The sequence below is a fragment of the Corynebacterium sp. HMSC062A03 genome, assembly GCF_001811145.1.
Classification (GTDB): Bacteria; Actinomycetota; Actinomycetes; order Mycobacteriales; family Mycobacteriaceae; genus Corynebacterium; species Corynebacterium aurimucosum.
The window spans coordinates 99,731-124,707 of record NZ_KV803701.1 but is presented as its reverse complement, the minus strand read 5'-3'; the positions used below and the strand labels follow the sequence as shown (position 1 = coordinate 124,707).

Here is a 24,977-nt window from a genome sequence, read left to right as displayed (position 1 = left end):
GAGCATGTCTGCCTTTTCCGCCACTCCTGCCGATTGGCTCCAGGGTGCTCGCCCGCATACCTGGGCCAATGCCTTTGCTCCCGTTATCGCTGGTACCGGCGCTGCCGCCGCGGCGCATGGTTTGCACTGGGGCCGGGCGTTGCTGGCACTCATCGTGGCCTGGGCTCTTATCATCGGCGTGAACTACGCCAACGACTACTCCGATGGCATCCGCGGCACCGATGATGACCGCACCGGCCCCCAGCGCCTCACCGGCGGCGGGCTGGCCAAACCACAGCACGTCAAGTTCGCCGCCTTCGCTTGCTTCGGCGTGGCCGCCATCGCGGGAATTTCGCTCTCCCTGGCTGCCAACGCAGCTTGGTTCATCCTCGTCGGCGCCGTGTGTATCGCCGGCGCCTGGTTCTATACCGGTGGCAAGAACCCCTACGGCTACCGCGGGTTCGGAGAAATCGCCGTTTTCATTTTCTTCGGACTCGTCGCCGTCCTGGGCACCGAGTACACGCAGGCCGGCCGCATCACGTGGACGGGCCTTGCCTTAGCCGTGGGTATCGGCGGTATGAGTGCGGCGGTAAACCTGGCCAATAACATCCGGGACATCCCCTCCGATAAGGCCACCGGCAAGATCACTTTGGCGGTGCGCCTGGGTGATAAAAAGTCCCGCACGCTATTCATGACACTCTTGCTGCTGCCGGTACTACTCACCATCGGCCTAGCCTTCGATTCCTGGGCCGCGCTCGCTTCGCTGCTCTACTTCCCCCTCGCGCTGGGTGCTATCCGCACCGTCAACCGCGGCGCACGCGGCCCGAAACTCATCCCGGTACTTGGCATGGCCGGCCGCGCGATGCTGGTGTGGGCGGTTATCAACGCTGTAGCGCTGGCCCTGGTTTAACCACCGATTTAGCGGCCAGCCAGCTCCTCTTGGACCCACTTCTTGTGGGCCTTGCGCTGCGCGGAGTACTCCGCCAGCGTCTGAGTGGCTTCCATGCGCCACGTGGAGAAGATCAGCATGGACAGCGGCAGCGCCACAAACAACGCCAACAGGGCGGAGACCAGCAGCGGAAAGGTCCCGAGAACCGCCATGGCCAGCAGCTGAATCACCGCGGTGAGCACAATGAACAGCACCACGCGGGCAGCCCCGTACTTCCACAAAGCGACGCGGGAGCGGCGCTTGAGGGCCGGATCCGGCTGGGGTGGTTCGGGGTTCTGGGAAGTGTTGGTGGTGTTTTCTGTCTGACTCATAATTCTCACTTTTGCTTTGCGGGCATTCCGTAGAATACAACGCATGGGTCGATTGATACTACTACTCTTGTTTGTCCTCGCGGCGGTCCTCGTATGGAAGGCCTTTGGTCCGTCGAGTTGGAATAAGAAGGTGCAGCAGACACAGCAGCCGCAGCGCCCCGCAATCAAGGGCCCAGACGATGACGAAGAGTTCCTGTGGAACCTAGAGAAGCAGCGCTTCAAAGAGCGCCGCGCCAGGGAGCGGGAGGCAGAGCGCCAAGAAGAAGAGCGCCGCCGTCGCTCACAGGGTTCACAAGGTTCCCAGAAACCCAAGGCCCCCGAGGACAAAGACGGTAGAGGCGAAGAAGCCGACGAAGCCTAAGCCTTCGGCTCGAAGGTCATCTCAAGGCCGAGGGCCTCAGCCACCGCAATCACCTTTTCCCAGCGCACGCCAGAGCCGCCGTGCTCGATGGTGTGCAGCGTGGAGCGCGAAATCCCGGCCTTCTCAGCCAGCGCCTGCTGCAAGATACCGAGTTCTCGGCGGCGCTGCGCAAAGCCCTCACCGAGAGCGATGAGCTGCGGGTTATCGCCCGCCGGCTTGCCCTGCTTGTGCCGCGGCTTAGGGGTCTCCGCCATTTAGTTCAGCCCCGCATAGGAGTGCAGGCCGGAGACAACCATGTTGATGAAGAACAGGTTGAAGATCATGAGCAGCATCGCCGCGATGTTGATATACGGTGCGGCCTTGCGGAAGGCCGGCGTCGCACGGGCGTGCAGGTAGGCGGCGTAGAGGATCCAGGTGGCAAAGGAGACGGTCTCCTTCGGGTCCCAGCCCCAGTAGCGGCCCCATGCAGACTCCGCCCAAATGGCGCCCAGCACAATACCCAGGCCCAGGGTCGGCAGCGCCACCACGCCCAAGCGATAAGCCAAGCGGTCCAGCTTCTTCGCCGAAGGAAGCGGGCGGGCAAGCGCACCGAAGAAACCAGACTCAACGCCCTTCGGCTGGAATTCACGCAGCACGCTAAGCAGAGATGCAATACCGGAGACCACGCCGATGGACGCGCCCAACGAGACCACGGTGACGTGAATCGGCAGCCAGTGGGACTGGAGTGCGGGAACCACCGGAGCGGATTCCGCATAAAGCTTGGTGGAGCCATAGAACATCAACGCCAGAATCGGCGTGAGCAGCCACGGCCACAGGGTGCGCCACTCCTTGCGCTGCATGGCAATGGTCGCCACCACCATGGCGCCGGCGGTCACCATGAGCACGTACTCGTAGAGGTTGCCAAACGGGAAGCGCCCCGTTGCCAGGCCGCGCAGCACGATGGCCGCCAAGTGCAGGGCGATGCCCAGCCACAGCAGCATCTGCGTCATGCCGCCGAGTTTGTCGGCGTTCTCCCGCTTCTTCGCCAGATCCGTATCTAGGTCAGCATCGGGGGCAGCGCTGTCTGCGTTGGCTGTCGGGGGGACGTCGCCAAGCACGGCGCCATCTGCCGAAGCCCCCACAGTGGCGAGCTCACGCTGCTGCGCCGCGGCAGTCGTGCGGGCTCGCATGGCCTCGATGATGCTGTGCATCCGGCCGTAGTAGACCAGGGACAGCACCAAGGCGAGAGCATAAATGACGAACGCGGTTTGCACCGCGATGTCTGAAAAGTTGGACAGATTTTGATCAACCTGCATGAGTGGGAAACCTTGCCTTCACAATCGTGCCTACACCGTGCTTCGCGCACGAGGCTGCATGAGCGGAGAGATTTATGGTGCACATAAGGCTACCCCTCAACCGCTGCAGTATCCAACTTTTGAAGGATGCAATCCGCGCCTTTAGTCGGCGGAGTAGAGCTCGTCTTCCTCCACGTCATCGGGATCCGGCAACTCCAAGAGCTCGCGGTGCAGCTTGTGGAATTCCTCGGACCAGCCGGCGCGGTCGGTACGGGCAAGACCACCCATCTCGATGTCGGTGCCGCCGTTGGCGCCCGGCCGGATGCGCACCCACACGCGGCGGCGCTTAATCACCAACGAGCCGACCAGGGATACCAACATGACCAGCGCGGACACCAGAACCCAGCTCTGGAAGGGGTCGTAGGAAACCTGGTAGTTCGCGAACTCGGAGGCGCCGTCGAAGGTGATCTTCGTGCCGTCGTCCAACGTGACCGATTCACCCTGATTCAAATTAACGCGGTCGATCTTCTGCAGCTGGCCCGTGTGGACCAGGTTGGAATCGAGGGAGAAGAAGGACTGCGGGGTACCCGTATCCAGGCCGGCATCGCCACGATAGATATCGATGGCCACCGCCGGATCCAGCATCGCCGGGTAGGAAGATTGCAGCAGCTTGCCGTTCTCACCGGACCACTCGGCGGTCGGGGCGAACAGGCCCTGGATAGCGATCTGGTTCTGGCGGCGCTCAAACAGGTCCGGGTACATGCCCGATGGCGGGTCGAAACGCATCACGCCCGAGGAGAGGAAGAACGTGGTGTCATTGGGCTGGAATTGGATGGTCTGCGTGCGCTTTTCACCATTTGGCCACTCCACCGTCATCGTCGGCGCAAAGCCGTGTCCCTGCAGGTAGACGCGGTTGCTCTCAATGCGCAGCGGGTGGTTGACCTGCAGCTGGTAGTCCTCCCAGGTCTCCGGGTCCGTGAAGATGTCGTCGCCCGCGGCATAGGACACGTTCGAGGTGAACATCTCCGCCTGACCATTGGGCAGGTAGTCCGCGGTGAAGTCGTGGGCCAGGAAGCAGAAGGGGTGCAGCCCGGTGCCGTCGAAAAGCGGGCCCGCGCGGAAAGAGTCATAGACCGAGGTCGAGGTGTTACAGAACTCCGTGGACTGCGGCTGCTCCTGGGTTTCGCCTTGGGAATTCTTCTCCGTCACCACGATGACCTGGCCCTCGTAGTGCACCAAGCGCCCGGCTGCCATGGTGAGCAGGATGGCCACGAGCGCGATGTGGAAGATGAGGTTGCACAGCTCGCGGGCATAGCCGCGCTCGGCGGAGAAAGACTGCGCGCCCGCGCGATCCTTCTCCGGGGAAACCTCATTGACGCGCCACTTCTTCAGCATGGCCTTGGTGGCCGCGGCGATCTCCTCCGGGGATTTCTCCGAGTGCCCGGTGGCGTTGAGCGGCATCTTCTCTAAGTACTTCGGCGCGCGCGTCGGCGGTGTGCGGTAGGCCTTGTAGTGATCCCACGATCGCGGGATGATGCAGCCCACCAGAGAAATCATGAGCAGGACGTAGATGGCCTGGAACCAGACGGAGGAGAAGACGTCGAAAAGCTGCAGCTTATCGTAGATCTCCGCCACTTTACCGTTGGTCTCAATGAAGTCATTGACGTTGGACTCATTGAGCGAGCGCTGCGGCAGGAGCGAGCCCGGAATGGCAGCAATGGCCAGCAGGAAGAGCAGCGCCAGCGCGGTGCGCATGCTGGTCAGCCAGTGCCAGGCCTTGCGGATATATCTCACGAAAATTCTCCTTTAAATCAGCGTCGCGCCATAGGACACGGTCCACTGGCGGATGGCGTTGATGAAATCTGCCCAGAGCCCGGTCAGCAGCGCCAAGCCGACGAGGATCATGGCGATGCCGCCAACAATCTGGATGGCGCGGGAGTGTTTGCGCATCCAGGTCACGGTGCGCATGGCTTTGGCGGAGCCCAGTGCCACGAGCAGGAAGGGCAGGCCGAGGCCCAGGCAGTAGCCGATGATCAGGATCGTGCCGCGCAGCGCGGTGGTCCCTTCGGTGCCGGAAGAAACGGACAGGATGGCGGCCAGCGTGGGGCCCAGGCACGGGGTCCAGCCCAGGGCGAAAACCCCGCCGAGCAGGGGCGCGCCCAGCCACGTGGTCCAGCGCCGCGGTGCCATGCGCGTGTCCTTCTGCAGCACCGGCACCACGCCCATGAACACCACACCCATGAGGATGGTGATGATGCCACCGGCGCGCATGAGGGTGTCCGCGTTGAGCGTCAGCGCCGAAATGGCACCGAAAACCGACACCGTAGCGAGGACAAACACGATGGTAAAGCCCAGCACGAAGAGTGCTGCGGCACCGACCACGGCCCAACGCCGGCGCTTGCCGACGCCCACCCCCAGCTCCTCGTCATAACTAACCTCTCCGCCCACCACGGAGGCGAGGTAGGAGATATAACCCGGAACCAGTGGAACCACACATGGCGAGGCGAAGGAGACCAACCCGGCCACAGCGGCGGCGAGCACTCCGATAAGGAACGGGCCGGACACGGCGGCATCAGCAAAGCTTTGTCCCACGCCGTCAGCGGCAAGGATCACTGTTCTTTCTCCAGCTCGTCGACGACCTCGAGGACATCCTTCTCCGTAATCTCCGTCAGGAAGACTGCGGCGGGGCGGTGCTGCTTATCCAACACGATGGTGGTGGGCACCACGGAGGTAGGAACGCCGCCAAGGGCCGCGGCCGTCTTGAAGGGCGGATCGTAGATGGAGGGGTACTCCAGGCCGTTATCGGCCATAAAGTCCCGGGAGATCTCCGGGTTGAAGTCCTTGACATTGATGCCTAGCACGGTGCCGACCTTGCGCTTTTGCAGCTCCGAGTGGATGGCCTGGAGGTCATCTGATTCGGAGCGGCACGGCGCGCACCACTGACCCCAGGAGTTGAGGACGACGATCTGATCCTGAAAATCTGAGAGCTTGATCGTCGTGGACTCATCCCGCAGGTCCTCACCGGAGAAATCCTTGAGTGGTTTGCGGTCTGCTTCCTCGTAACGAATGATGGTCTGCCCGCCGGGTGAAATGAACTCGAAGGTGCCGCCGGAAGCAACGGCGTTCTGTGCATTCTCCTCGCTCTGTGTACAGCCAGCTAAGGCAAACACAGCAACGACACCGGCCACGGCGGCGGCGCGGATAGTTCTGTGCGCCATTAGATGTCCTGTGCCGGTTCGGAGTAGAAGATATCGATGATCTCGCGGTTGCGGTAGACCAACGAGGTCACCGAGGCCAAGTCGCACTCGCGGTTCCACGGTGCGTGGGCTAAGCGCTTGCCCAGCACGGTGCGCTGCACCATGACGATGGGCAGCTGGTGGGAGACCACGATGGCCTCATGGCCTTCTGCCTTGGAGCGGGCGCGCTCGGCGGCATCCATCATGCGTGCGGCGATTTCCTCGAAAGGCTCTCCCCACGAAGGCTTGAGCGGGTTAACCATGAGCGGCCAGCGCTGCGGGTTCCACAGCTGCGAGTTCCAGCCCTTGGTGCGCAGGCCCTCGAAGCGGTTGCCGGACTCGATGACGCCCTTGTCGACGTCCACCTCCAAGCCCGTCACCTGCGCAATCGGCAGCGCGGTTTCCTGCGCGCGCTGCAGCGGCGAGGCCGCCAGGTAGGTCACGTCATGGCCCTCAAAGGCTTTCGCCGTGCGTGCGGCCATGGAATGCCCACGGGAGGACAAGTGATAGCCCGGGATGCGCCCGTAGAGGATCTTATCCGGGTTATAAACCTCGCCGTGGCGGACGAAGTGGACGATGGTGGTGGACATATGCCTGTGTCTATCCCCTCAAATGGTCTGTTTACTGCGGGCGCTGCGCGCTGGCAGCGGCCTTGGCGGCAGGCTTGAGAGCTGCCTCGATTACCTCAAAATCTTTGTCCGTGAGCGCGTCAGAGACAAACCAAGTCTCGAAGGCTGACGGCGGAACATAGACGCCGCCCTCCAGCAGTGCGTGGAAGAAGGGGGCGAAACGCCAGGTATCGGCGGCCTGCATGTCGGCGAAGTTGCGACCCTGACCCTCGGCGAAGCGGATGGAGAACATCGTCTCCGCGCGCTGGATGTGGTGTGCCACGCCGGCGGCATCAAGTGCCGCCGTTATCAGGCTGGTCAGGCAGTCCGCGTTGGCCTGCAGGCGCGGGTACAACTCTTCGTTGGCCAGCTCCAGGGATGCTAGACCGGAGGCCATCGCTACCGGGTTTCCGGACAGCGTGCCCGCCTGGTAGACGGGGCCCGAAGGTGCCAGCGAAGCCATCACGTCGGCGCGACCACCGAAGGCAGCGGCCGGCAGGCCGCCGGAGACCACCTTGCCGAAGGTCACCAGGTCACCCGCTACCCCATCGACGCCGAACCAGCCCTTGTAGGAGGTACGGAAGCCGGTCATGACTTCATCGAGGATGAGCAGGGCGCCGTCGGCATGCGCGATCTCCTTGAGCGCCGCGTTGAAGCCTTCCTCCGGCGCCACGGTGCCCATGTTGCCGGCGGCTGCCTCGGCGATAATGCACGCGATCTCTCCCGGGTGCGCGGCAAAGGCCTCGCGGACCGCGTCAAGATCGTTGTAGGGGACGACGATCGTGTCCGCAGCCGAAGCGCCGGTCACGCCCGGGGAATCCGGGAGCGCGAAAGTGGCCACGCCAGAGCCAGCCGACGCCAACAGCGCATCCACGTGGCCGTGGTAGCAGCCCTCAAACTTGAGTACCTTGGCGCGACCGGTAAAACCACGGGCCAGGCGCACAGCAGACATGGTGGCCTCGGTACCGGAGTTGACCAGACGCACCTGCTCCACGGCGGTGCGCTTGACGATGTGCTCCGCCAACAGCGTCTCGCCCTCGGTCGGGGCGCCGAAGGAGAGGCCGTCGGTAGCCGCCTTCTGCACTGCCTCCACGATGGCCGGGTGGGCATTGCCGTGGATCATCGGGCCATAGGAGCTGACCAGGTCGACGTACTCGTTGCCGTCGATATCCCAGAGGCGCGAGCCTTCACCGCGCGCGATGACGCGGGCTTGGCCGCCCACGGATCCGAAGGCGCGGACCGGGGAATTCACACCACCCGGGGTGACCTTGGTGGCGCGCTCGAACCACTCGGCGGACTGGGACGTATTCTGCTGATTTCGCTGGCTGGAGTTAGGCATAGCCCACATTGTATCGGTTTTAGCCCTATACAAAAGTTGGACTCCCCTCGTGTCCCACGGTCGCTCCTCCAAAGCCTCGCGCGCGCCCTCGACACACTCGCGCTGCGCACCCGTCACTGTGGCGCTATGCTGGCAGCACACTGTTGATCCTGCCTTTCTTTATTTCGGCGCTGGGGTGCGCTGCGGAGAGGCACTACTTAAGGGGGATTCCCATGGCTTCACGCCGATTTCTTGTCATTCTTGCCTGCCTTCCGCTTTCTGCCTGTGCTGCTACGCAGGCAGAAACCGCTCCGCGAATCGAACCCAGTCCCATCACCTCGGCCCAACCGACGTCCTGGGAGCCGGATGCGGTCCCCCAGCCGGTCAACCGCTTGGGCGACACCACATCTATTGCTCCCGCCCCAGCCGAACCGGAACCTGAAGCCCAGGCACCAGCTCCCGCACCCACGACGGTTGAGGCACCATCACCACAGGTAGAAACCGTCACCGTCCGTGCCCCAGCGCCCGCGCCCGCACCAGCACCGCGCCCGGCCCCACCGCAGCGACCCAAACCTCAGCCCGAGCTTCCCCCGCCGCCGCAGATCCCCACCTCTATACCGATCCCTCCAGAAGTCCAGGACGGCATCGACCAGATGCCGACGCTTCCCCCGCTGCCGCGCGCAGAGGATATCCGCATCGATGTTCCCTTCTAAAAACCTCTAAGGGTAGACCCTGATCTACCTCCTATATTCCCCCGCTGTACATGACAGGAAGCAATCCCAAGAGTTAATCTGAAGCCGATTTTCAATGACGGCGTTAACCTGACAGTAAGGGATTCATGAACAAGAAAGCTCTCGGCATCACTGCTGGCGCTATTGCCGCGGTTCTCCTCGCAGGCGGCGGTGGAATGTACGCACTGACCAGTGGGTCTTCCGATATTCAGCTCACCGCAACCGATGTCACGAAAACCGCAAAAGAAGACCTCATCAGTTCCGTCTCCGCCACCGGCACCGTTTCTGCCGAGCGCGAACTCTCGCTGACCACCTCGCTGACCGGCCCCATCCAGTCCTTGGACGCGAAGGTGGGTGACCGCGTCGAGGCCCAGCAGCTCCTCGGCCGCATGGACACCACCGAAACCGAGCGCGAGCTCGAAGCCCAGCGCACCTCCCAAGAGGCAGGAAAGCTCGAGGCCGTCCACCAAATCGAGGACGCCCAACTCCAGCTGCGCCAGCTTCAGGATTCCCTCGACCAAGGCCTCAACCCGGAGGTCAACAGCGCACAATCCGCCGTGAACTCGGCGCAGACCGAGTACGCCGAGGCGCAGCGCAAGCTCGATGATGCCCTCGCCGCCAAGGGCGACCGCCCCGAGGTTGCCGAAGCCCGCGCGGCCGTCGAGCAGGCGCGCTCCGGCGTGCGCGATGCGGAGTCCAAGTCTTTCCAGTCCGCACTGGCCTCCCTCGGCACCGCCACCGAGGATCCCTCCGGCCTCAACACCGCCAGCGCTTTCTTGAGCTATCTGGACTCCGATGAGGCAGTGCAGGACTCTGAGCGCCAGCTCAAGCAGTCCGAGGAATCCTATGGCCGCGTCCTCCGCGGTATCGACCGCGAGCTGGGCGAGCAACAGCGCGCCACCGCTTCCTCCTACCAAGCGGTTGCCGATGCCGAACGCGCGCTGCAAGCCAGCAACCTGGCCATCGAGCAGCAGATTTCTTCCCAGTCCCAGGCGGTGAACCACGCGGTGGAATCGGCGGCGTCGGCAAGCGCGAATAATGCCAAGGAAAATGGGCCGTTAGAGTACCGACTCTCCCAAGCCGACCTGCGCTCCCCTCTGGCGGGCGTTGTCACCGCCGTTAATGGCCAAGCCGGCATGCCCGCCGAAGGCCCCATCCTCACCGTGGCGGATGATTCCTCCCTGCTGGTGAAATCCACGGTCAAGGAGGGCGATATCGCCCGCATCAAGGTCGGCGATGAAGTCTCATTCACCTCGCCATCCAGCCCTGGCAAGGAGTACAAAGGCAAGGTCACCTTCATCTCTCCTACCGCTGAGCAACCCGACGTCGAGGCCGGCGCAGGGGGCGGCTCCGGCAAACCATCTGGTTCCTCCAAGCCCGAATTCCCCGTGCATATCCGCGTCGATGGCAACCGCGAAGGCCTGCGCCTCGGTTCCACCACGAAGGTGAAGATCATTACGAAGAAGGATAAGGACGCCATCACCGTGCCGCTCTCCGCCATCTATGAAGAAGGCGGCAAGAAGAAGGTCCTCGTCATCGACAATGGCACGATCCAGGCCCGCGAGGTGAAGATCGCCAGCGAATCTGATTTCTCCGCCGCCATCTCCTCCGGCCTCAAGGAGGGCGAGACCGTCATCAGCCAGGCGGATACGCACAAGGACATGGTCGGCATGTCCGCCTCCGTCGATGGCTCCGATGATGCGGAAGAGAACGCATGAGCCGCCTCATTGAGATGCGGGGAATCGTCAAACGTTTCAACGAGGGCCTCGACAGCGAGCTGACCGTCATCCCGGGCCTCGACTTCAGCGTGGACGAAGGCGAATTTGTAGCCGTCGTGGGCCAGTCCGGCTCCGGCAAATCCACGCTCATGAACATCATCGGCCTCCTCGACCGCCCCACCGCCGGCGAGTACCAGCTGGCTGGCGTGGATGCGCTGGCGCTTGGCGACGACAAACTAGCCTCCTTCCGCGGCCAAAAAATCGGTTTCATCTTCCAGAATTTCAATCTGATCGGCCGCATGTCCGCGCTGAAGAACGTGGAGATGCCCATGGTCTATGCGGGCGTTTCATCCCACGAGCGCACCCAGCGCGCGGAAGAGCTTTTGGAGATGGTCGGCATGGGTGACCGCATGAACCATCTGCCCAATGAGCTCTCCGGTGGTCAGAAGCAGCGCGTGGCGGTGGCCCGCGCCTTGGCCAACCAGCCGGAGATTCTGTTGGCGGACGAGCCCACCGGCGCGCTGGATTCGCAGACCGGCCGCATGGTCATGGACCTCTTCCACGAACTGCACCGCACGCATGGAAAAACAATTTTGTTCATTACCCACAACCCGGAATTGGCTGATGAATGCAGCCGTACCGTCACGATGAAGGACGGTGTGCTGTCATGAATTTTGCTGAATCCACCAAGATGGCGCTGACGAGCCTGCGCACCAACAAGATGCGCTCGGCGCTAACACTCTTAGGCGTCATCATCGGCATCGCCGCGGTGATCGCCATCGTCACGCTCGGCCACTCCTTGCAGGCCTCGGTTCAAAAAGACTTGGACAAGGTCGGCGCCAATAACTTCACCGTTCAGGTCAAGGAGCGCCCTGAGGAGGGCGAAGAGGAAGAAGCCGACGATCCCTTCATGGGCGGCGGCTATGTCGAAGACGAATCCGCGATGCTCACCCCGGACATGCTGGACCGCGCCAAGGAAGTCATGGGGGGTCAGATCGCCGGCATCAATATCGGCGAATACAGCTCTTATTCCGGCACCCTCGTAGTCGAGGGCGAATCCGGGGAGGAGACCGCCAACCTCCTCATCCGCCCGACCAACCCGGACTATGTCTCAGGCTCCTCCTATTCCATCGTGGCCGGGCGCTTCCTCAGCGAAGACGATATCGACTCCAGCCGGGCAGTAACCATGCTGGATAAGGAAACCGCCACCAATCTCTTCGGCGCTCCTGAAGACGCTATTGGCCAATACGTGAGTTTTGAAAGCCAGGAGGCCTCCCCCATTGAACTCGCCGTCATCGGTGTTTTTGAAGAACCGCAAACCGGCCCTCTTGTAGGCGGTGGCCCCAGCCAATCCGCCTTCGTTCCTTACCCGCTGGAAGCCGAGCTTTCCGATTCCCCCGGTGCCGGCACCGCCTTCAGCGAGGTCACCGTTCGCGGCAACCCAGACTTGGACAAGGCCGCGGTAGCCAGCAACCTGCAGCGCGTCTTCGATAGCTACTACAAGGACAACCCGGACTACATGGTCAAAGTGACCGACTTCAGCGATGACCTCGCGTCCTTGAACCAGATCTTCACCACGATGAGCCTGGTGCTCGCGGCCATCGGCGGTATCTCGCTGCTCGTCGGCGGCATTGGCGTGATGAACATTATGCTCATCACCGTCACCGAGCGCACCCGCGAGATTGGCATCCGCAAGGCGCTTGGCGCACGCCGCCGTGATATCCGCATCCAGTTCATCACGGAGGCCATCGTGGTCTGCCTCATCGGTGGACTCATCGGCATCGCCATCGGCAGCGCCGCCGGCATGGCGGGCGCAGCGGCCATCGGCTCACTCGTAGCGCCGCCACTGTGGGCGGTCATCCTCTCGCTGCTCTTCTCGCTGGCTATTGGCCTCTTCTTTGGCTACTACCCTGCGGGCAAGGCTGCGAAGCTGGACCCGATTGAGGCACTGCGCTACGAATAAATCCCGCGTCGTCGTTTCAAACGACGACGCCTCCTAGTGCACTACCTTCAGGCCCACGATCCCGCCAATGATCATGACGAGGAACAGCACCTTCCAGACAGTTGCCGCCTCGTGCCCGGCGGCGAAGGAGTAAATGACGGTGACCACCGCGCCCACGCCGGCCCACACCGCGTAGGCCGTGCCCACGGGGATGGACTTCATGGCCCAGCCCAACCCACCCATGGAAATGGCGCAGGCAACGAAAAAGATCACTGAGGGCCACAGGCGGCTAAAGCCCTCCGACTTATCCAGCGCCGCTGCCCACACGGCCTCGAAGGCACCGGAGAAGATCAACACGAACCACGACATAGCCAGCCTCCCTCGTCCGGGGCTCGCATGAATCGCGGCGATCCTGCCCACAATGATGGCACACTGGGCGGCATGAAGATTGCATTCCTTGGTACTGGCCGCATGGGCACCGAGCTCGCCCGACACCTTCTCAAGAACCATGAGCTCACTGTGTGGAACCGCACCGCCGAGCGCGCACAGCCGCTGGTCGACGCCGGCGCTGCCCTCGCCGATTCCCCCACCGCCGCCGTGGAGGGCGCAGAGGTCATCATCACCTCGCTCTTTGGGCCCGATGACATCCGTGAGCGAGTCATTGACACCAACCTCATCCCGGAGGGCGTGACCTGGATCGATACCACGACCGTCTCCCCCGATGCCGCCCGCGAGTTCTCCGCCGCGGTTGACTCTTATGTCCACGCGCCCGTCGTTGGTTCACTGGGCCCAGCGCGCGAGGGCAAGCTCGGCGTCTACGTGGGCACGCCTGACGACGACCGCCGTGAGCTCGCCATGACCATCGCCGAGTCCTGGGCCGACGAGAACAAGCTCATCGGCGTAGAATCCGCCGCCACCGCAGCGATTGGCAAGCTCCTGGCCAACCTGGCCCTTGCCGTAACCGCGGAGGGCGTGCTCGAAGCACTCCACCTCGGTGAGTCTGAGGGTCTCGATTCCGAAGTCGTCCTCGAGATGCTCGACATCACCGGCTTGGCCTTCATGAAGAACATGAAGGGCCCGTTCATCACCGGCGAGCGCAACACCACTCCGGGTGACTTCACCGTGGACGCCCTGTGCAAGGACGCCAAGCTCATGGAGATGACCGCCAACAAGCCGCTGCCGGCAGTGGCCGCCGCCATCGAGCGCTTTGAGGAGCAGCAGGCCATGGGCCACGGCGACCAGGACTTCTCCTCCATCTTCGTCTTCCGCAACAAGGGATAAACCCGGCTTCTAGCCGCCCTGCGGTGCGACGATCCCGCGCAGCACCTCCTCCAGCTGCGCGTTATCTCCAGTGTCCTGACTGTGAAAGCGCGCGGCAATAAACTCCGCGCGCACGCGGCTATCACTCGCTAGCCGCTCCACGTCGAGTTGATATCCTGCCGCCGTAACCAGCGCGTCAAAGAACACCGTCTGTGTGCGGGTATTCCCTTCCCTAAAGCTGTGCACCACATTGAGCTCACCCCACAGCTCCGCCAGCTTGGCTACGAAATCATCAAACCCTAGACCACGCAGAAAATTGTCCTTCGCAAGCCCCGCAAACAGCTTCTCTGCTGCCTTCGTCATTTCCGGTCCCGCCGGGTAGTAGGCATGCCCAGCCTTAATCATGAACTGGTCTGTAGGGGCAGTTCACTCTTCACCCGCCCATTCATACACATCCTGAAAAAGATGTCGATGTATGGCCTTGAAATGCGCATAATCAAAAGCACCTTCCACAGGTGCCGAGTCCAACTCGGTCATCCGAAGAAATACAAGCTTTTCTTCCAAGATCCGTAGTTCTTCTGCGTCATCTAACCCCAAGCGATTCTTCAGAACCTTGGTCCCTGGAATGAAATAGTTCTCCCAGCCCCCGCTCATGTTTCTCCCCCGCGCTCTACTTCAGCGAAGCACACCGCACACGAGCGATTGCTTCGTCGGCAGATAGTGTCCCTGCGGCTATCTCGCGGCCTAGCTGGCGCACGTACTCATCAGTCACATCGTGGCCTGCTAAACGTAACGCAGCATCACTCAACGCTAACGGATTACGGCCGCTACTACTGCTGCTTTCAATTTGAATAGGCTCCGACATTGCTGCCCTCCCGAGTTTTCAACTACATTTTCTCTCATTTTAGCAGCTCATAACGCTAATCCCAAGGGCGTTTCCCATCACTAGGACAACGTTCAGGGCGTGCGTTTTGCTAAACTTCATCAATAATTTTTAACTTTTATCTAGCCGCCCAATGTGAGGAGCTCGCCGCTCAGTAATGCTTTCCATCGACGCCAATTATGGGCATTCCACGCCCCTTGGACACCTTGAAAAGAACTTCGCCCCAGGCCGCATCTATGGCCTCGCTGGGCCCAACGGTTCCGGTAAATCCACGTTGCTGGCCACGCTCGGCGGAGAGCTTGCCCCTCTCGATGGATCAGTGGAGTGGGACGGACATCCTATCGGCACGAAGGAACAGCCGGGTGCTGTGATTACGGTGGCCGAGCCGGTTTTCCTCCCCGACCTCACTGTGGGCGAGCACCTGGACTTGATGGGGAAAGCGGCAGGGGTGGACGTCGCCAAGCTCTGCGAACTCTGGGCGCTTGAGCCTCTCCTTCCGCACCCTGCCTCGCACCTGTCCTCGGGCCAGCGCCAGCGCGTTTTTCTGGCCGCGCAGCTGTACCAGCCGGCACGTGCAGTGCTTATCGACGAGCCCGAGCGCCACCTCGACGCCGCCTGGACCGAGTTCCTCGCCAGCGAATTACGTCACCTAGCCGACGAGGAGAATCACTGCATCGTCGTGGCCTCGCATTCCGACACCATCACCCAGGCCTGCGACGAGGTGGTACAGCTATGATGCGCGTACTGTCCCGGCTGGGCGATGGTATCTGGTATCTCATCCTCGCCGGCATTGTCATCGGCTTCGGTTATACAGGCTGGCAAGCAGTCGGCGCCGTCCTGCCTATCATCCCGGCCCGCATCGCGCTAACTAGCGTCGCCCCGATTGCCGCCGTCGTGGGACTGCTCGCGCTCATGGTGCTCACCGAGGTTCTCTATCCCCTGCGCGCATTATCGCGGGAGCGTTGGGTGTACGTTGATCGCCCGCGCGGCCGGCTCCGCGGCACGGACTGGATCACGTGGGCGCAGCTGGTCGGCTTCGGAGTCTTGGGACTCGGCATCTGCGTGTCCACCGGGCTATCCCCGTGGTTCGCGCTAGCAGTCCCGGCCCTACGTTTCGTCGTGGGGTGGCGCTCGTTCACGCTGGCTTCGCTACTCAGCGCTGGGCGCACGCGCCTGGTCGGCGGTTCTGGCCTAAGCCTTCTCGATTCGGAAGTCACCTCTGATGCCATTGCGAGCCAATCCGCGTGGATTCCTCGTCGCGCCCATGCGCCATCGACGTTAATGAGTCTCTTCTTCCGTCGTTTGGGACGACGGTGGTACATCGGCGTCGGTGCGCTCGCGGCCCTCGGCTTGTCGTTGGGGTTCGCCCCACAGTTCGGGGCGCTGGCCATCGTCGGCTTCATGTCCGCGTGGAGCATCGTCGGTGCGGCGGTTGGGCGCGCCGCCTCCTTCGGCCGCGTCAGCGACGATGCATGGCCCGACTGGGGCCTTCCCCTTATAGCTTCTGTGGGCACAGCGCTCCTTGGTGCCGGTATCCTCCTCTTGGTGTGGAATCTTTCCGCCATCGCAGTGGCGCTCATCATCGCCGGTCTTAGCTGGGCGTCGTTTAAGCGTTCCCGCCCGGCACGGGTAGACAGCATGTCCATGCTGGATAGCGGCGGTTTCGGCGTCTCCTTCTCCCCCGAGGTGCTGCACTACATTGCCCGCGGCGCCCTCGGTTTTGGCGTGGCGGCCCTTGCGCTCGGGTATTAGCCGGGGCTAGCCTTTCAGGCATGAAGATTTTTTCCTAATTCGACGTCACTCTTTTTGCGCGACTTACTCGAAGGTGGATTTCTTCATGCCTATTTCTTTTTCTCATCTCACCGTCGTTTGGCCCGACGGCACCCCCTGTTTCACGGACCTCACCGGCTCCTTTTCCTCCCACTTCACGGGCTTGGTCGGGGCGAATGGCTCCGGAAAATCAACGCTAGCCAAGGTACTTGCTGGCCTCATTGCTCCGACTTCGGGAACCGTATCCGCGGGCTCAGTCATCTATGTCGACCAAGACCTAGGCCTCCACACGTCTGACACCATCGCCGATGTCTTTGGCGCAACAGAGATCCTCAGCGCCATTGCCCGCATTGAGGCTGGCGAATACTCAGAAGAGCTCGCCACCACTGTTGGTGAGCAGTGGGATGTGGCAGAGCGCATCGAAGCGGCTCTCGACGCCGCAGGTATCCCCTTCCTCTTAGAGCGCACCATTGGTACTTTATCTGGCGGTGAAGCAGTGACCGTGGCGCTGACTGCAGCCTTCTTCCGCAAGCCGGATTTCCTGATCCTCGACGAGCCCACCAATAACCTGGACTCCTCATCACGCCAGCGCTTACTCGAACTCATTCGCACCGCACCAATGCCGGTTCTCGTCGTCTCACACGACCGCGAACTCCTCGAGCACGCGGACAGCATTGCGGAGCTCTACCACGGCACACTCCGTGAGTTCGAGGGAAACTACTCCTCTTACCGTGCAGCGATTGATACCGAACAGGATTCCGCGCAGGCCAAGGTCAGGGAAACCAAGGCCGAGCACCGCAAACAAATCCGCGAGCGCGCCGCTATGCAGACCCGCATCGCCCGCGATGCCCGCCGCGGCAAGAACTTCGCCGCCTCGAAGCGCAAACCCGGCATGGCCATGGGCTTGGACAAGAACCGTTCCGAGCGCTCCGCCGCTGGGCGTTCTCAACAGGCCAACGATGCAGTGTCTGCCGCCCAGTCGGCGCACGACAAGGCACAGCGCGCGCTTCGCGACGACACCCATGTCCACATCGACCTCCCCGGCACAGAGCTGCCCGCGGGCACCCGAGTGCTCGTCAGCGATCTGCTCAGCATCACTGGCCCCGAGCGCGTTCGCCTCGCCGGGCCCAACGGCAGCGGCAAGACCACCTTCCTCAACCGCATTGTCCGCGGCGACGTCGAATACGCGCTGCCCTGCGGATACATCCGCCAGCGCATCGTCTTGCCTGAAGAGAAATCGGTGTTCGACATCGTGCGGGAGGCCAACCCCAGCGCGGACCCGCAGTTCCTGCGCGACCAGCTGGCCCAGATGCTCTTTATCAACGACAAGATCCACCAGCCCGTGGGACAACTCTCTGGTGGCGAGCGCTTCCGCGTCGAAATCGCCCGCGTCCTGCTCAGCGATCCAGCCCCGCGCTTCCTGCTTCTCGACGAGCCGACGAACAACATCGACATCCCCACCACCGACTGGCTGGTTGAGGTGCTCACCAGCTACCGCGGAGCATTCATCTTGGTCAGCCACGATGAGCACGTGTGCGAGCGGCTCAACCTGACGCGCGCTGTTCACGTGGCCCCATAAACTGAAACTTCTCTAGCGCCCATCCTCTTTTCGTTGTACAGTTTCTTGTACAAGAAGGGAGATCGCTTATGAAGACCATGTCTTACTCGGAATCGAGAGCACGGTACGCCGAAGTATTGCAGTCGGTTGTTGATGACCGCGAGGAAGTCATCATCACTCGCAATGGTCATGAGTCTGCAGTCATCGTTTCCTTCGATGACTACAACTCTCTTCGCGAAACTGCTTACCTTCTGCGTTCCCCTCGCAATGCCCAGCGCCTACTTGACTCCATTGAGAGCCTCAATACGGGGAAAGCAACGGAACACGAGCTCATTGAGGAAGATTAAGCTCCATGATTCTTTCGTGGACAGAGGAAGCATGGGAGGACTACCTCTGGTGGCAGTCTCACGACAAGAAGTTCCTCAAGAGAATCAATAACCTCATTAAGGACATTGCGCGAAACGGCAACGAAGGAATAGGAAAACCCGAACCTCTCAAATTCGAGTTGTCCGGGTTCTGGTCTCGGCGAATTACCGAAGAGCACCGACTGATCTATCGCATTAAGGGCGCGACAATTGAGATTGCTGGGTGCAGATACCACTACTAGCTAACGAGTACTTGCGCGGCAGCGCGGGCGCCGGCGATGACAGCGGGCACGCCGACTCCATCGGCCCAGGCGCCGGCGGTGGCGATACCGGGGACGTCGGCAAGCGCGGCACGCACGGCGGCAACGGTGGCCAGGTGCTTTTCGTCATAGCGGGGAATGCCGCCGAACCAGCGCTGCGTGTAGATCTCTTCCACGCCACTAGCACGGCCGTCGAAACCGGTGATCTTCTGCAGGTCATCGAGGGCATAGTCCACGAGATCATCCTCCTCCGCGCGCACGAGGGCATCATCCCCGAAGCGGCCGAAGGAGGCGCGCACGAGGAAGCCCTCGCGCTCGTTCAGGTGCGGCCACTTGTTAGAAGAGAGCGTGAAGGCCTTGGCGCGCACGTCGGGCTCGTCGGAGGCGACGAGGATGCCGGTGGCGTCGGGAAGCGCATTGCCCTCCGGATCCGTGGCGGAGGCAAAGTTGAAACCGACGACCACAGAGGAGGCCAGCTGGACGGTGGACAGCTTCTGGGCGGCCTCGGGGGCCACGGCCTTGAGCAGGCGCGCCGTCGTGGGAGCCGGGGTGGCAAAGAGCACGCGGTCGAATGGACCGATATCCCCCGGCGCGCCCTTGACCTCGAAGGCATCGCCCTTGCGCGTCACACCAGAAACAAAGGCGTCCAGGTGAATCTGCGCGCCGGACTTCTCAGCCAGGGCCTCGTAAAGCTCTGCGTAGCCGCCCTTGAAGGTGCCGAAGACGGAACCTTCGGCCGGGCTGCGGCCAGACTCGATCTGCTTGATAGCTGCCGACAGCGTGACGGGTCCTTCCTTGGCCAGTGAGTCCAGCGTGGCCGCCAGGTGCGGAACCGTGGCGCGCAGGCCCAGGTCATCGGCCGAGCAGGAGTAAACGCCACCGAGCAGCGCGGAGACCACGTGGTCTACCACGTCATCGCCATATTGCTGGCGCACGAGCTGACCCACGGAGACATCCCCGCCAATTTCCCACTCGAAGGGCTGCTCGTTGGTGATGCGCTCGTTGATCGCCTCGGAGAAGAAGTCCTGCGGCTCAGAAGGAATACCCATGACCCCGCCCTGCGGCAGGAAGTGCAGCGCGCCACCGGTATACACGCGCGGGCGCAGCTCCGGATTGGGCTCCACGAAGGAATCCTGCAGGCCCAGCTCCGTGAAGAAGTCCACGGCGTCTTGGCGGCGGCGGATAAAGGCCTCCGCGCCCATGTCCGTGGGGCCGCCGTTGAAGGCCACGGTGTGCAGCTTGCCGCCGATGCGGTCGGCTGCTTCGAAGACAAAGATGTCGTGGGGGCCCTTCGTGTTCTGCTTGAGTTCCCATGCCGCGGTGAGGCCCGCTAGGCCCGCACCGATGATCGCGATCTTCATTTAGCCCTCCTCGTGAATGATGGCGACGGCGCGGGTAATGGCCTCCGCCTCCGTGGTCGGCAGCACGCCGTGGCCAAGGTTCCAGATGTGTCCACGCAGGTTCCCTGCCGCGCGGGCGGCATCTACTTCTGCCTTGATGGCGTGTACTTCCTTGCGCACCGCATCCTCGCCGGCGAACAGCAGAGCCGGGTCGAGGTTGCCCTGGAGAATGTCCGCGTTGACGCGGGCCGCGGCGGCATCCATGCTCACGCGGTAGTCCACGCCCATGACCTCAGAACCAGCCTCCGACATCGCGCCGAGCAGCTCGCCGGTCCCCACACCAAAGTGGATGCGCGGCACGCGGCCTTCTGCAACCTTGAGGATCTGCTCCGAATAAGGCAGCACGAACTCGCGGTAATCGCGCTCGTTGAGGTAGCCCGCCCAGGAATCGAAGAGCTGCATGGCGTCAATGCCGGCATCCAGCTGGAGTTGAAGGAAGGAGATGATCGTCGGGGTGAGGCGTTGCATGAGGCGGTGCCAGGTATCCGGATCGGAATGCATCAGAGCCTTAGTGCGCTCGTGATTCTTCGAGGGGCCGCCCTCAATGAGGTAGCTGGCCAAGGTGAAGGGCGCGCCGACGAAGCCGATGAGGGCCTGCTTGTCGGTGAGCTCGCTCAGGATGATCTCAATGCCCTGGCGTACCTCTGGCACATCAACGTCGAGGATAGGCAGGTTGGCCACGTCCTCCTTGGTGCGCACGGGTGCATCCATGACGGGGCCGCGGCCGGGGACGATCTCCACGCCGACACCCGCTGCCTTGAGCGGGACAACGATATCGCTGAACAGGATGGCGCCATCAACATCGTGGCGACGCACCGGCTGCAGGGTAATCTCCGCCAGGAGCTCCGGCATGAAACAGGAATCCAGCATGCTGATTCCCTCGCGTACCTTGCGGTACTCCGGCAAAGAGCGCCCCGCCTGGCGCATGAACCAAACGGGCGGGCGGGAGGGCGTGTGGCCAGTAGCGGCAGCAATCAGCGGCGCATCAGACAGTCGAGACATACCGTCCATTATGAATCAAAAGTTGGAGTAGGCGCCAATCAGGAGTTTTGGTCGCGGCGGGCCTTAATGAAAGCCGTCGAATCCGGGTGAAAGAGGAAGTAGATGGCCACCATGAGCGCCATCGGGATAAGCAACAAGAGCAGCCCGCCCACGCCCGCGATCAGCGCCGCAATGCTGACGAACATGATGTAAGCAGACACCGCGGTAATGATGCGACGCGCCCATATCGAGCCACTCGCCAGCTGCGCGGAGCACGCCGCAATGACGACGGCACCCACCACGTTGGAGATGGCCGTGAAACGTGTGTTGAAGCGGATATAGTCCACCTGCTCTGGGCTGAGCTGGGTGTTCGTCACCGATGTATAGGAGCCGAAGAGGCCCACCATCCCGGCGGTGAGCATGACGATTGCGGCGATGACACAGACCCAGTAGGCAATGCGCAGCTGGGAAGGCCAAGTGGAAAAGTCCTGCTCGCCCTGCTTCTTAGGGCGGCGTGGGCGACGGTTATAGTCCGCGGGGCCGGGGCGCTCGCTCATCGCTTGCCGTCCTTGCTGTCCTCTTTCTCCCTGTCCTTGCTTTTCTTCTCGCGCTCCTCCAGGTTTTCCTGGCGGCGCTGCTCCTCCATCTCCTTGCGCATCTGGCGCAGCTGCTCCATTTCGCCGGTGTATTCAAGTACCTCTTCCTTGGTGGAGAACATCAAGCCCATCACGGCCGCCACGCCGACGAGGATCTGCACGGCACCATCAAGCAGGAAGAGCCAATCCGGCGCGCTCGCCCCGGCGGGGCTGCTGATGAAGACGATGAGCACGCGGAGGCCAAAGTAGAGGGAGAAGGCAAACCACAGGCGCCGGCCAGTACCGGCTGCCTTGGAGTTCTTGTGTATAAAGCCCAGCATGATGCCCAACAGCACCACGATGGCGAGTGAAATCAGCGAGCTGAAGGCCACCGAGCCATAGCCCACGAGCTGTACGAGGGCATCGCTGACGTCCTGCCCGGACTTCTCCGCTGCGGACTCCGCCGTAGTGCGGGCCTGGGCAAAGAGCTCTTCCCTATTCAGCAGGGTCAGCACGATACTCAAGACCAGGTGCACCACCTCGAGCACCAAGGCAACGGTCCACACCTTGAGCATGAGGGAGACGGCTTCGGTGCGCTTGGTCTGCTCCTTATCCGGCTCCGTATCCTGCTTCGCCGGCCTGTGGGCCGACGGCGTAGTGTTCGGGCTGAACGTCACGATTCTCCTTTTACTTGAGCAAGCGGGCGGCGTCCGTGGCGAAGTAGGTCAGGATCTGATCCGCGCCCGCACGCTTGAACGCGGTCAAGGACTCCAGCATAACGGCCTCGCCATCGATCCACCCGTTCTGGGAAGCGGCCTGAATCATCGCGTACTCGCCGGAGACCTGGTAGACAGCTACCGGCACGGAGGAGCGCTCGACAGCACCGGCCAGCACATCGATGTACGGCAGGCCAGGCTTAACCATGACGATGTCCGCGCCTTCCTCGATGTCCAGGTCTACCTCCAGCATGGACTCACGGAAATTGCGCGGGTCCTGCTGGTAAGTACGGCGGTCGCCCTCCAGGGACGAACCCACGGCATCGCGGAAGGGGCCGAAGAAGGCCGAGGCGTACTTGGCCGAGTAGGCCATGATCGCAACATCCTCGTGGCCGGCTTCATCGAGGGCCTCACGGATGGCGGCAATCTGTCCATCCATCATGCCGGACGGGCTGACCATGTGTGCACCAGCGCGGGCCTGGGAGCGGGCCATATCCTGGTAAAGCTCCACGGTTTCATCGTTGAGCACGCGGCCTTGGTCATCGACCACGCCGCAGTGGCCGTGGGAGGTGAACTCATCGAGGCAGGTATCCGCCATGACAATGAGGTCATCGCCGAATTCCTGGCGCAGCTCCGCAATCGCCACGTTGAGGATGCCCTGTGGGTCCCAGGCCACGGAGCCGGTCGCGTCCTTGTCTTCCTCACGCGGCACGCCGAAGAGGTCAACGCAGGTCACGCCGGCATCGAGAGCCTCGTGCGCGGCACGCTTGAGGGAATCCAGGCTGTGCTGCTGCACGCCCGGCATGGAGGGGATGTCACGGGGTTCATTCAGACCGTCGACCACGAACATCGGGAGGATGAGGTCGGAGGGGCGCAGCGACGTTTCCGCAACCAAATCCCGAAAAGCCGGGTTCTGACGTAGGCGGCGGGGGCGGCGAGCAATGCTCATGAGTAAAAACTCTCCTTTGAGCTACGAGAAAATTGAACTACCTTCCCGACTCTAGTCGCCCCTTACCTGCCCGCTCAGAAGCGGTCTACGCCGTCTTCTTGCGCGAGCGGCGCTTCTTGCGCGGAGCTGGCAGGTTGCCGGCAGCACGCAGGGCTGCGACGTGGTCAGCGAGGGCGTCGATAAGCATCGGCACATCCGCGACCTCCGGGACCACGTCCACGCGCAGGCCCACCTCCTCAGCCGCCGCCTTGGTGGAGGGGCCAATGCAGGCGATGATGGTGCGGGCATGCGGCTTGCCCGCAATGCCGACGAGGTTGCGCACCGTCGACGGCGAGGTAAAGGCAACGGCGTCGAAGCCGCCGGTCTTGATCATGTCACGGATCTCCGCCGCCGGCGGGGCCGCGCGCACCGTGCGGTAGGCCACGACATCATCGACTTCCCAGCCCAAGTCCAGCAGGCCCGTCACCAGCGCCTCGCCGGCGATATCGGCGCGCGGCAGCAGTACACGCCCCACGGCGTCGATATCCTCAACGTAGTTGGGGAAGACCTCCACGAGGCCCTCGGCGTTCTGCTTCGTCGCCGGCGGCAAAAGCTCCGGGACCATGCCTTTGGCGCGAATAGCATCGGCGGTCTTCTGCCCCACCGCAGCGAGGTGCACGCCGGCGAAGTCGCGAGCATCGAGGCCGAGCTCCGCGATCTTCTTCCACACCGCGCTTACCGCATTGACGGAGGTGAACACGACCCACTTGTAGCGGCCCTCGACAATGCCCTTGATGGCGCGATCCATCTGCGCCGGGTTACGCGGCGGCTCCACGGAGATGGTGGGCACCGACTGCGGGATGGCGCCGTGGCCAGCCAGTCGGGCGCTCATCGCTGCGGCCTGCTCCTTCGTGCGCGGCACCAGCACGCGCCAACCATAGAGCGAACGGTTCTCCCACCAGGAATACTTCGAGCGATCATCAAAGCTACGCCCCAGCGTGACCACGAGCTCGCCCGGCAGCTCAGCATCGAGCTTGCCGAGTGTTCCCAGCGTGGTCTCGTGCGTGCGCTGCAGGCGCGTGGTGCCGTGGACGGTGACGTATGCTTCCGTCTCCGCGGGCATCCCGCGCTCCACCAGCTCGGCGGAAATAACCGGCAGGTCATCTGCCGTAGCTTGCAAAACCAGCGGCTGCGTCGCGGTGGCCAGCGCATCCCAGTCCGCGCCTTCCGTGATGTCGGCCTCGGTATAGGTCGCACCGAGAGCAATGCCCGCGAAGGAGGGAACCGTCGAAGGCAGAGACATACCCGGGACCACCTGGAATTCCATGCCCGCATTGGCCACGGCGCTGATCTCCGCCTTGATGGACTCACGGTTGAGCGGGTTACCGGTAACCAGACGGATCACGTCGTGCCCCTCAGCGCGCTCGAGCGCGTTACGCAGTTGCTTGACGACGTCCCCCTCGACCTCCTCAAAGACCGCTGCCGTCGGCGGTGCCGGGCGCGGCGGTTTGCGGCGTGCGCCCGCTTCCTTGGCGGCGGCGCAGATGCGCTCGTACTCTTCCTCGGCGGCGTCGAGAAGCTCCTGCGGAACCGGCACCTGCTGCGCCACCATGTCACGCACGCCCTGCGAGACCCCCGGGTCGGTAACGACGTTGGCGGTCGTCTCCAGAACCTCGCGGGCGCGAACGGTCAGCAGGTCGGGATTACCTGGTCCGGCACCGACGAAGACGACTTTGCCCAGATCAGACTTACCCAGCTCAGGCTGGGTATCCGGAACGGCATTGCTCATAAGGTTCTTTTCTAGTTTGTGGATTCCGAGTGCCCCGGCGCCACCGCTGTGGCAGGCGCGGGAGT

Annotated in this window: 29 protein-coding genes; 12 read left to right on the top strand and 17 right to left on the bottom strand. The window is 62.6% G+C overall.

Features of this window, described 5'->3' with window-relative positions; all coding sequences use genetic code 11:
- Positions 1-4: 4 nt before the first annotated feature.
- Entirely contained in the window at positions 5-889 is an 885-nt protein-coding gene (locus HMPREF2781_RS10365) for a 1,4-dihydroxy-2-naphthoate polyprenyltransferase (protein ID WP_070645839.1), read from the top strand.
- Positions 890-897: 8 nt separating this feature from the next.
- Here HMPREF2781_RS10365 and HMPREF2781_RS10360 read toward each other — a convergent pair whose 3' ends face one another.
- A complete protein-coding gene (locus HMPREF2781_RS10360) occupies positions 898-1,239 on the bottom strand; it encodes a DUF4229 domain-containing protein (protein WP_070645821.1) in 342 nt (113 codons plus the stop codon).
- A 43-nt stretch (positions 1,240-1,282) separates the two neighbouring features.
- On the opposite strand from HMPREF2781_RS10360, the gene HMPREF2781_RS10355 reads away from it, so the two are divergent.
- Complete coding sequence (locus HMPREF2781_RS10355) at positions 1,283-1,600, top strand: hypothetical protein (protein WP_070645819.1); 318 nt, start codon at positions 1,283-1,285, stop codon at positions 1,598-1,600.
- Here the strand turns inward: HMPREF2781_RS10355 and HMPREF2781_RS10350 are convergent.
- From HMPREF2781_RS10350 to hemL, 7 genes are all read right to left on the bottom strand, one after another.
- A complete protein-coding gene (locus HMPREF2781_RS10350; protein WP_070447960.1) occupies positions 1,597-1,854 on the bottom strand; it encodes a helix-turn-helix domain-containing protein in 258 nt (85 codons plus the stop codon). The two genes, HMPREF2781_RS10355 and HMPREF2781_RS10350, sit on opposite strands and share 4 nt — an antisense overlap.
- Positions 1,855-2,895 (bottom strand): c-type cytochrome biogenesis protein CcsB, encoded by a 1,041-nt coding sequence (gene ccsB, locus HMPREF2781_RS10345; RefSeq protein WP_070645817.1) that lies wholly within the window; start codon positions 2,893-2,895, stop codon positions 1,855-1,857.
- Between the two features lie 141 nt (positions 2,896-3,036).
- Positions 3,037-4,668 carry a cytochrome c biogenesis protein ResB gene (locus tag HMPREF2781_RS10340; RefSeq protein WP_070645815.1) on the bottom strand — a complete coding sequence of 544 codons (1,632 nt, stop codon included), beginning with the start codon at positions 4,666-4,668 and terminating at the stop codon, positions 3,037-3,039.
- Positions 4,669-4,680: 12 nt separating this feature from the next.
- Entirely contained in the window at positions 4,681-5,487 is an 807-nt protein-coding gene (locus tag HMPREF2781_RS10335) for a cytochrome c biogenesis CcdA family protein (RefSeq protein ID WP_070645813.1), read from the bottom strand.
- Entirely contained in the window at positions 5,484-6,092 is a 609-nt protein-coding gene (locus HMPREF2781_RS10330; protein ID WP_070645811.1) for a TlpA disulfide reductase family protein, read from the bottom strand. Before HMPREF2781_RS10330 ends, HMPREF2781_RS10335 begins: the two co-directional genes overlap by 4 nt.
- Positions 6,092-6,700: a histidine phosphatase family protein gene (locus HMPREF2781_RS10325; RefSeq protein WP_070645809.1), complete on the bottom strand. Its 609-nt coding sequence runs from the start codon at positions 6,698-6,700 to the stop codon at positions 6,092-6,094. The genes HMPREF2781_RS10330 and HMPREF2781_RS10325 overlap by 1 nt, the downstream gene beginning before the upstream one ends.
- 31 nt (positions 6,701-6,731) lie before the next feature.
- A complete protein-coding gene (hemL, locus tag HMPREF2781_RS10320) occupies positions 6,732-8,066 on the bottom strand; it encodes a glutamate-1-semialdehyde 2,1-aminomutase (protein ID WP_070645807.1) in 1,335 nt (444 codons plus the stop codon).
- A gap of 203 nt (positions 8,067-8,269) precedes the next feature.
- On the opposite strand from hemL, the gene HMPREF2781_RS10315 reads away from it, so the two are divergent.
- From HMPREF2781_RS10315 to HMPREF2781_RS10300, 4 genes are all read left to right on the top strand, one after another.
- Complete coding sequence (locus tag HMPREF2781_RS10315) at positions 8,270-8,749, top strand: hypothetical protein (protein WP_070645805.1); 480 nt, start codon at positions 8,270-8,272, stop codon at positions 8,747-8,749.
- A gap of 125 nt (positions 8,750-8,874) precedes the next feature.
- On the top strand, positions 8,875-10,485 hold the full coding sequence (locus HMPREF2781_RS10310; RefSeq protein ID WP_070645803.1) for a permuted SH3 domain-containing protein: 1,611 nt from the start codon (positions 8,875-8,877) through the stop codon (positions 10,483-10,485).
- Positions 10,482-11,156 carry an ABC transporter ATP-binding protein gene (locus HMPREF2781_RS10305; RefSeq protein ID WP_070645801.1) on the top strand — a complete coding sequence of 225 codons (675 nt, stop codon included), beginning with the start codon at positions 10,482-10,484 and terminating at the stop codon, positions 11,154-11,156. The genes HMPREF2781_RS10310 and HMPREF2781_RS10305 overlap by 4 nt, the downstream gene beginning before the upstream one ends.
- Complete coding sequence (locus HMPREF2781_RS10300; protein ID WP_070645798.1) at positions 11,153-12,448, top strand: ABC transporter permease; 1,296 nt, start codon at positions 11,153-11,155, stop codon at positions 12,446-12,448. Before HMPREF2781_RS10305 ends, HMPREF2781_RS10300 begins: the two co-directional genes overlap by 4 nt.
- A gap of 33 nt (positions 12,449-12,481) precedes the next feature.
- Here HMPREF2781_RS10300 and HMPREF2781_RS10295 read toward each other — a convergent pair whose 3' ends face one another.
- Entirely contained in the window at positions 12,482-12,796 is a 315-nt protein-coding gene (locus tag HMPREF2781_RS10295; protein ID WP_070645797.1) for a DMT family transporter, read from the bottom strand.
- Positions 12,797-12,868: 72 nt separating this feature from the next.
- On the opposite strand from HMPREF2781_RS10295, the gene HMPREF2781_RS10290 reads away from it, so the two are divergent.
- A complete protein-coding gene (locus tag HMPREF2781_RS10290) occupies positions 12,869-13,708 on the top strand; it encodes an NAD(P)-dependent oxidoreductase (RefSeq protein WP_070645837.1) in 840 nt (279 codons plus the stop codon).
- A 9-nt stretch (positions 13,709-13,717) separates the two neighbouring features.
- Here the strand turns inward: HMPREF2781_RS10290 and HMPREF2781_RS12660 are convergent, their stop codons facing one another.
- Together HMPREF2781_RS12660 and HMPREF2781_RS12655 are read right to left on the bottom strand one after the other, a co-directional pair.
- The gene (locus HMPREF2781_RS12660) at positions 13,718-14,092 is read right to left on the bottom strand and encodes a Fic family protein (RefSeq protein WP_210386032.1); all 375 of its coding nucleotides are present in this window, start codon (positions 14,090-14,092) and stop codon (positions 13,718-13,720) included.
- A 21-nt stretch (positions 14,093-14,113) separates the two neighbouring features.
- Complete coding sequence (locus tag HMPREF2781_RS12655; RefSeq protein WP_210386031.1) at positions 14,114-14,341, bottom strand: hypothetical protein; 228 nt, start codon at positions 14,339-14,341, stop codon at positions 14,114-14,116.
- A 386-nt stretch (positions 14,342-14,727) separates the two neighbouring features.
- On the opposite strand from HMPREF2781_RS12655, the gene HMPREF2781_RS10280 reads away from it, so the two are divergent.
- From HMPREF2781_RS10280 to HMPREF2781_RS10260, 5 genes are all read left to right on the top strand, one after another.
- A complete protein-coding gene (locus HMPREF2781_RS10280) occupies positions 14,728-15,306 on the top strand; it encodes an ABC transporter ATP-binding protein (RefSeq protein WP_070645795.1) in 579 nt (192 codons plus the stop codon).
- A complete protein-coding gene (locus tag HMPREF2781_RS10275) occupies positions 15,303-16,322 on the top strand; it encodes an ABC transporter permease (RefSeq protein ID WP_246821842.1) in 1,020 nt (339 codons plus the stop codon). Before HMPREF2781_RS10280 ends, HMPREF2781_RS10275 begins: the two co-directional genes overlap by 4 nt.
- 85 nt (positions 16,323-16,407) lie before the next feature.
- Positions 16,408-17,919, top strand: a complete 1,512-nt coding sequence (locus HMPREF2781_RS10270) for an ATP-binding cassette domain-containing protein (protein ID WP_070645792.1) — start codon at positions 16,408-16,410, stop codon at positions 17,917-17,919.
- A 68-nt stretch (positions 17,920-17,987) separates the two neighbouring features.
- Positions 17,988-18,245, top strand: a complete 258-nt coding sequence (locus HMPREF2781_RS10265; protein ID WP_070645790.1) for a type II toxin-antitoxin system Phd/YefM family antitoxin — start codon at positions 17,988-17,990, stop codon at positions 18,243-18,245.
- Between the two features lie 5 nt (positions 18,246-18,250).
- The gene (locus HMPREF2781_RS10260; RefSeq protein WP_070645789.1) at positions 18,251-18,505 is read left to right on the top strand and encodes a Txe/YoeB family addiction module toxin; all 255 of its coding nucleotides are present in this window, start codon (positions 18,251-18,253) and stop codon (positions 18,503-18,505) included.
- On the opposite strand, the gene HMPREF2781_RS10255 is transcribed toward HMPREF2781_RS10260, so the two are convergent.
- The 6 genes from HMPREF2781_RS10255 to HMPREF2781_RS10230 all read right to left on the bottom strand — a co-directional run bounded on the left by HMPREF2781_RS10255 (position 18,502) and on the right by HMPREF2781_RS10230 (position 24,912).
- A complete protein-coding gene (locus HMPREF2781_RS10255; RefSeq protein ID WP_070645788.1) occupies positions 18,502-19,884 on the bottom strand; it encodes a protoporphyrinogen oxidase in 1,383 nt (460 codons plus the stop codon). The two genes, HMPREF2781_RS10260 and HMPREF2781_RS10255, sit on opposite strands and share 4 nt — an antisense overlap.
- A complete protein-coding gene (gene hemE, locus HMPREF2781_RS10250) occupies positions 19,885-20,925 on the bottom strand; it encodes a uroporphyrinogen decarboxylase (protein WP_070645787.1) in 1,041 nt (346 codons plus the stop codon).
- A gap of 38 nt (positions 20,926-20,963) precedes the next feature.
- Positions 20,964-21,461 (bottom strand): tellurium resistance protein TerC, encoded by a 498-nt coding sequence (locus tag HMPREF2781_RS10245; RefSeq protein ID WP_070645786.1) that lies wholly within the window; start codon positions 21,459-21,461, stop codon positions 20,964-20,966.
- Positions 21,458-22,156, bottom strand: coding sequence for an MFS transporter (locus HMPREF2781_RS10240; protein ID WP_070645785.1), 699 nt, complete (start codon positions 22,154-22,156; stop codon positions 21,458-21,460). The genes HMPREF2781_RS10245 and HMPREF2781_RS10240 overlap by 4 nt, the downstream gene beginning before the upstream one ends.
- A gap of 10 nt (positions 22,157-22,166) precedes the next feature.
- Positions 22,167-23,144, bottom strand: a complete 978-nt coding sequence (gene hemB / locus HMPREF2781_RS10235) for a porphobilinogen synthase (protein WP_070645783.1) — start codon at positions 23,142-23,144, stop codon at positions 22,167-22,169.
- Between the two features lie 85 nt (positions 23,145-23,229).
- Entirely contained in the window at positions 23,230-24,912 is a 1,683-nt protein-coding gene (locus HMPREF2781_RS10230) for a bifunctional uroporphyrinogen-III C-methyltransferase/uroporphyrinogen-III synthase (RefSeq protein ID WP_070645782.1), read from the bottom strand.
- Positions 24,913-24,977: the final 65 nt, after the last annotated feature.

Bases quoted from the DNA above. Each gene is read 5' to 3' on its own strand.
- HMPREF2781_RS10365 (WP_070645839.1), top strand. From the start codon at position 5: ATGTCTGCCTTTTCCGCCACTCCTGCCGATTGGCTCCAGGGTGCTCGC.
- HMPREF2781_RS10360 (WP_070645821.1), bottom strand. From the start codon at position 1,239: ATGAGTCAGACAGAAAACACCACCAACACTTCCCAGAACCCCGAACCA.
- HMPREF2781_RS10355 (WP_070645819.1), top strand. From the start codon at position 1,283: ATGGGTCGATTGATACTACTACTCTTGTTTGTCCTCGCGGCGGTCCTC.
- HMPREF2781_RS10350 (WP_070447960.1), bottom strand. From the start codon at position 1,854: ATGGCGGAGACCCCTAAGCCGCGGCACAAGCAGGGCAAGCCGGCGGGC.
- ccsB (WP_070645817.1), bottom strand. From the start codon at position 2,895: ATGCAGGTTGATCAAAATCTGTCCAACTTTTCAGACATCGCGGTGCAA.
- HMPREF2781_RS10330 (WP_070645811.1), bottom strand. From the start codon at position 6,092: ATGGCGCACAGAACTATCCGCGCCGCCGCCGTGGCCGGTGTCGTTGCT.
- HMPREF2781_RS10325 (WP_070645809.1), bottom strand. From the start codon at position 6,700: ATGTCCACCACCATCGTCCACTTCGTCCGCCACGGCGAGGTTTATAAC.
- hemL (WP_070645807.1), bottom strand. From the start codon at position 8,066: ATGTGGGCTATGCCTAACTCCAGCCAGCGAAATCAGCAGAATACGTCC.
- HMPREF2781_RS10315 (WP_070645805.1), top strand. From the start codon at position 8,270: ATGGCTTCACGCCGATTTCTTGTCATTCTTGCCTGCCTTCCGCTTTCT.
- HMPREF2781_RS10310 (WP_070645803.1), top strand. From the start codon at position 8,875: ATGAACAAGAAAGCTCTCGGCATCACTGCTGGCGCTATTGCCGCGGTT.
- HMPREF2781_RS10305 (WP_070645801.1), top strand. From the start codon at position 10,482: ATGAGCCGCCTCATTGAGATGCGGGGAATCGTCAAACGTTTCAACGAG.
- HMPREF2781_RS10300 (WP_070645798.1), top strand. From the start codon at position 11,153: ATGAATTTTGCTGAATCCACCAAGATGGCGCTGACGAGCCTGCGCACC.
- HMPREF2781_RS10295 (WP_070645797.1), bottom strand. From the start codon at position 12,796: ATGTCGTGGTTCGTGTTGATCTTCTCCGGTGCCTTCGAGGCCGTGTGG.
- HMPREF2781_RS10290 (WP_070645837.1), top strand. From the start codon at position 12,869: ATGAAGATTGCATTCCTTGGTACTGGCCGCATGGGCACCGAGCTCGCC.
- HMPREF2781_RS12660 (WP_210386032.1), bottom strand. From the start codon at position 14,092: ATGATTAAGGCTGGGCATGCCTACTACCCGGCGGGACCGGAAATGACG.
- HMPREF2781_RS12655 (WP_210386031.1), bottom strand. From the start codon at position 14,341: ATGAGCGGGGGCTGGGAGAACTATTTCATTCCAGGGACCAAGGTTCTG.
- HMPREF2781_RS10280 (WP_070645795.1), top strand. From the start codon at position 14,728: ATGCTTTCCATCGACGCCAATTATGGGCATTCCACGCCCCTTGGACAC.
- HMPREF2781_RS10275 (WP_246821842.1), top strand. From the start codon at position 15,303: ATGATGCGCGTACTGTCCCGGCTGGGCGATGGTATCTGGTATCTCATC.
- HMPREF2781_RS10270 (WP_070645792.1), top strand. From the start codon at position 16,408: ATGCCTATTTCTTTTTCTCATCTCACCGTCGTTTGGCCCGACGGCACC.
- HMPREF2781_RS10265 (WP_070645790.1), top strand. From the start codon at position 17,988: ATGAAGACCATGTCTTACTCGGAATCGAGAGCACGGTACGCCGAAGTA.
- HMPREF2781_RS10260 (WP_070645789.1), top strand. From the start codon at position 18,251: ATGATTCTTTCGTGGACAGAGGAAGCATGGGAGGACTACCTCTGGTGG.
- HMPREF2781_RS10255 (WP_070645788.1), bottom strand. From the start codon at position 19,884: ATGAAGATCGCGATCATCGGTGCGGGCCTAGCGGGCCTCACCGCGGCA.
- hemE (WP_070645787.1), bottom strand. From the start codon at position 20,925: ATGTCTCGACTGTCTGATGCGCCGCTGATTGCTGCCGCTACTGGCCAC.
- HMPREF2781_RS10245 (WP_070645786.1), bottom strand. From the start codon at position 21,461: ATGAGCGAGCGCCCCGGCCCCGCGGACTATAACCGTCGCCCACGCCGC.
- hemB (WP_070645783.1), bottom strand. From the start codon at position 23,144: ATGAGCATTGCTCGCCGCCCCCGCCGCCTACGTCAGAACCCGGCTTTT.
- HMPREF2781_RS10230 (WP_070645782.1), bottom strand. From the start codon at position 24,912: ATGAGCAATGCCGTTCCGGATACCCAGCCTGAGCTGGGTAAGTCTGAT.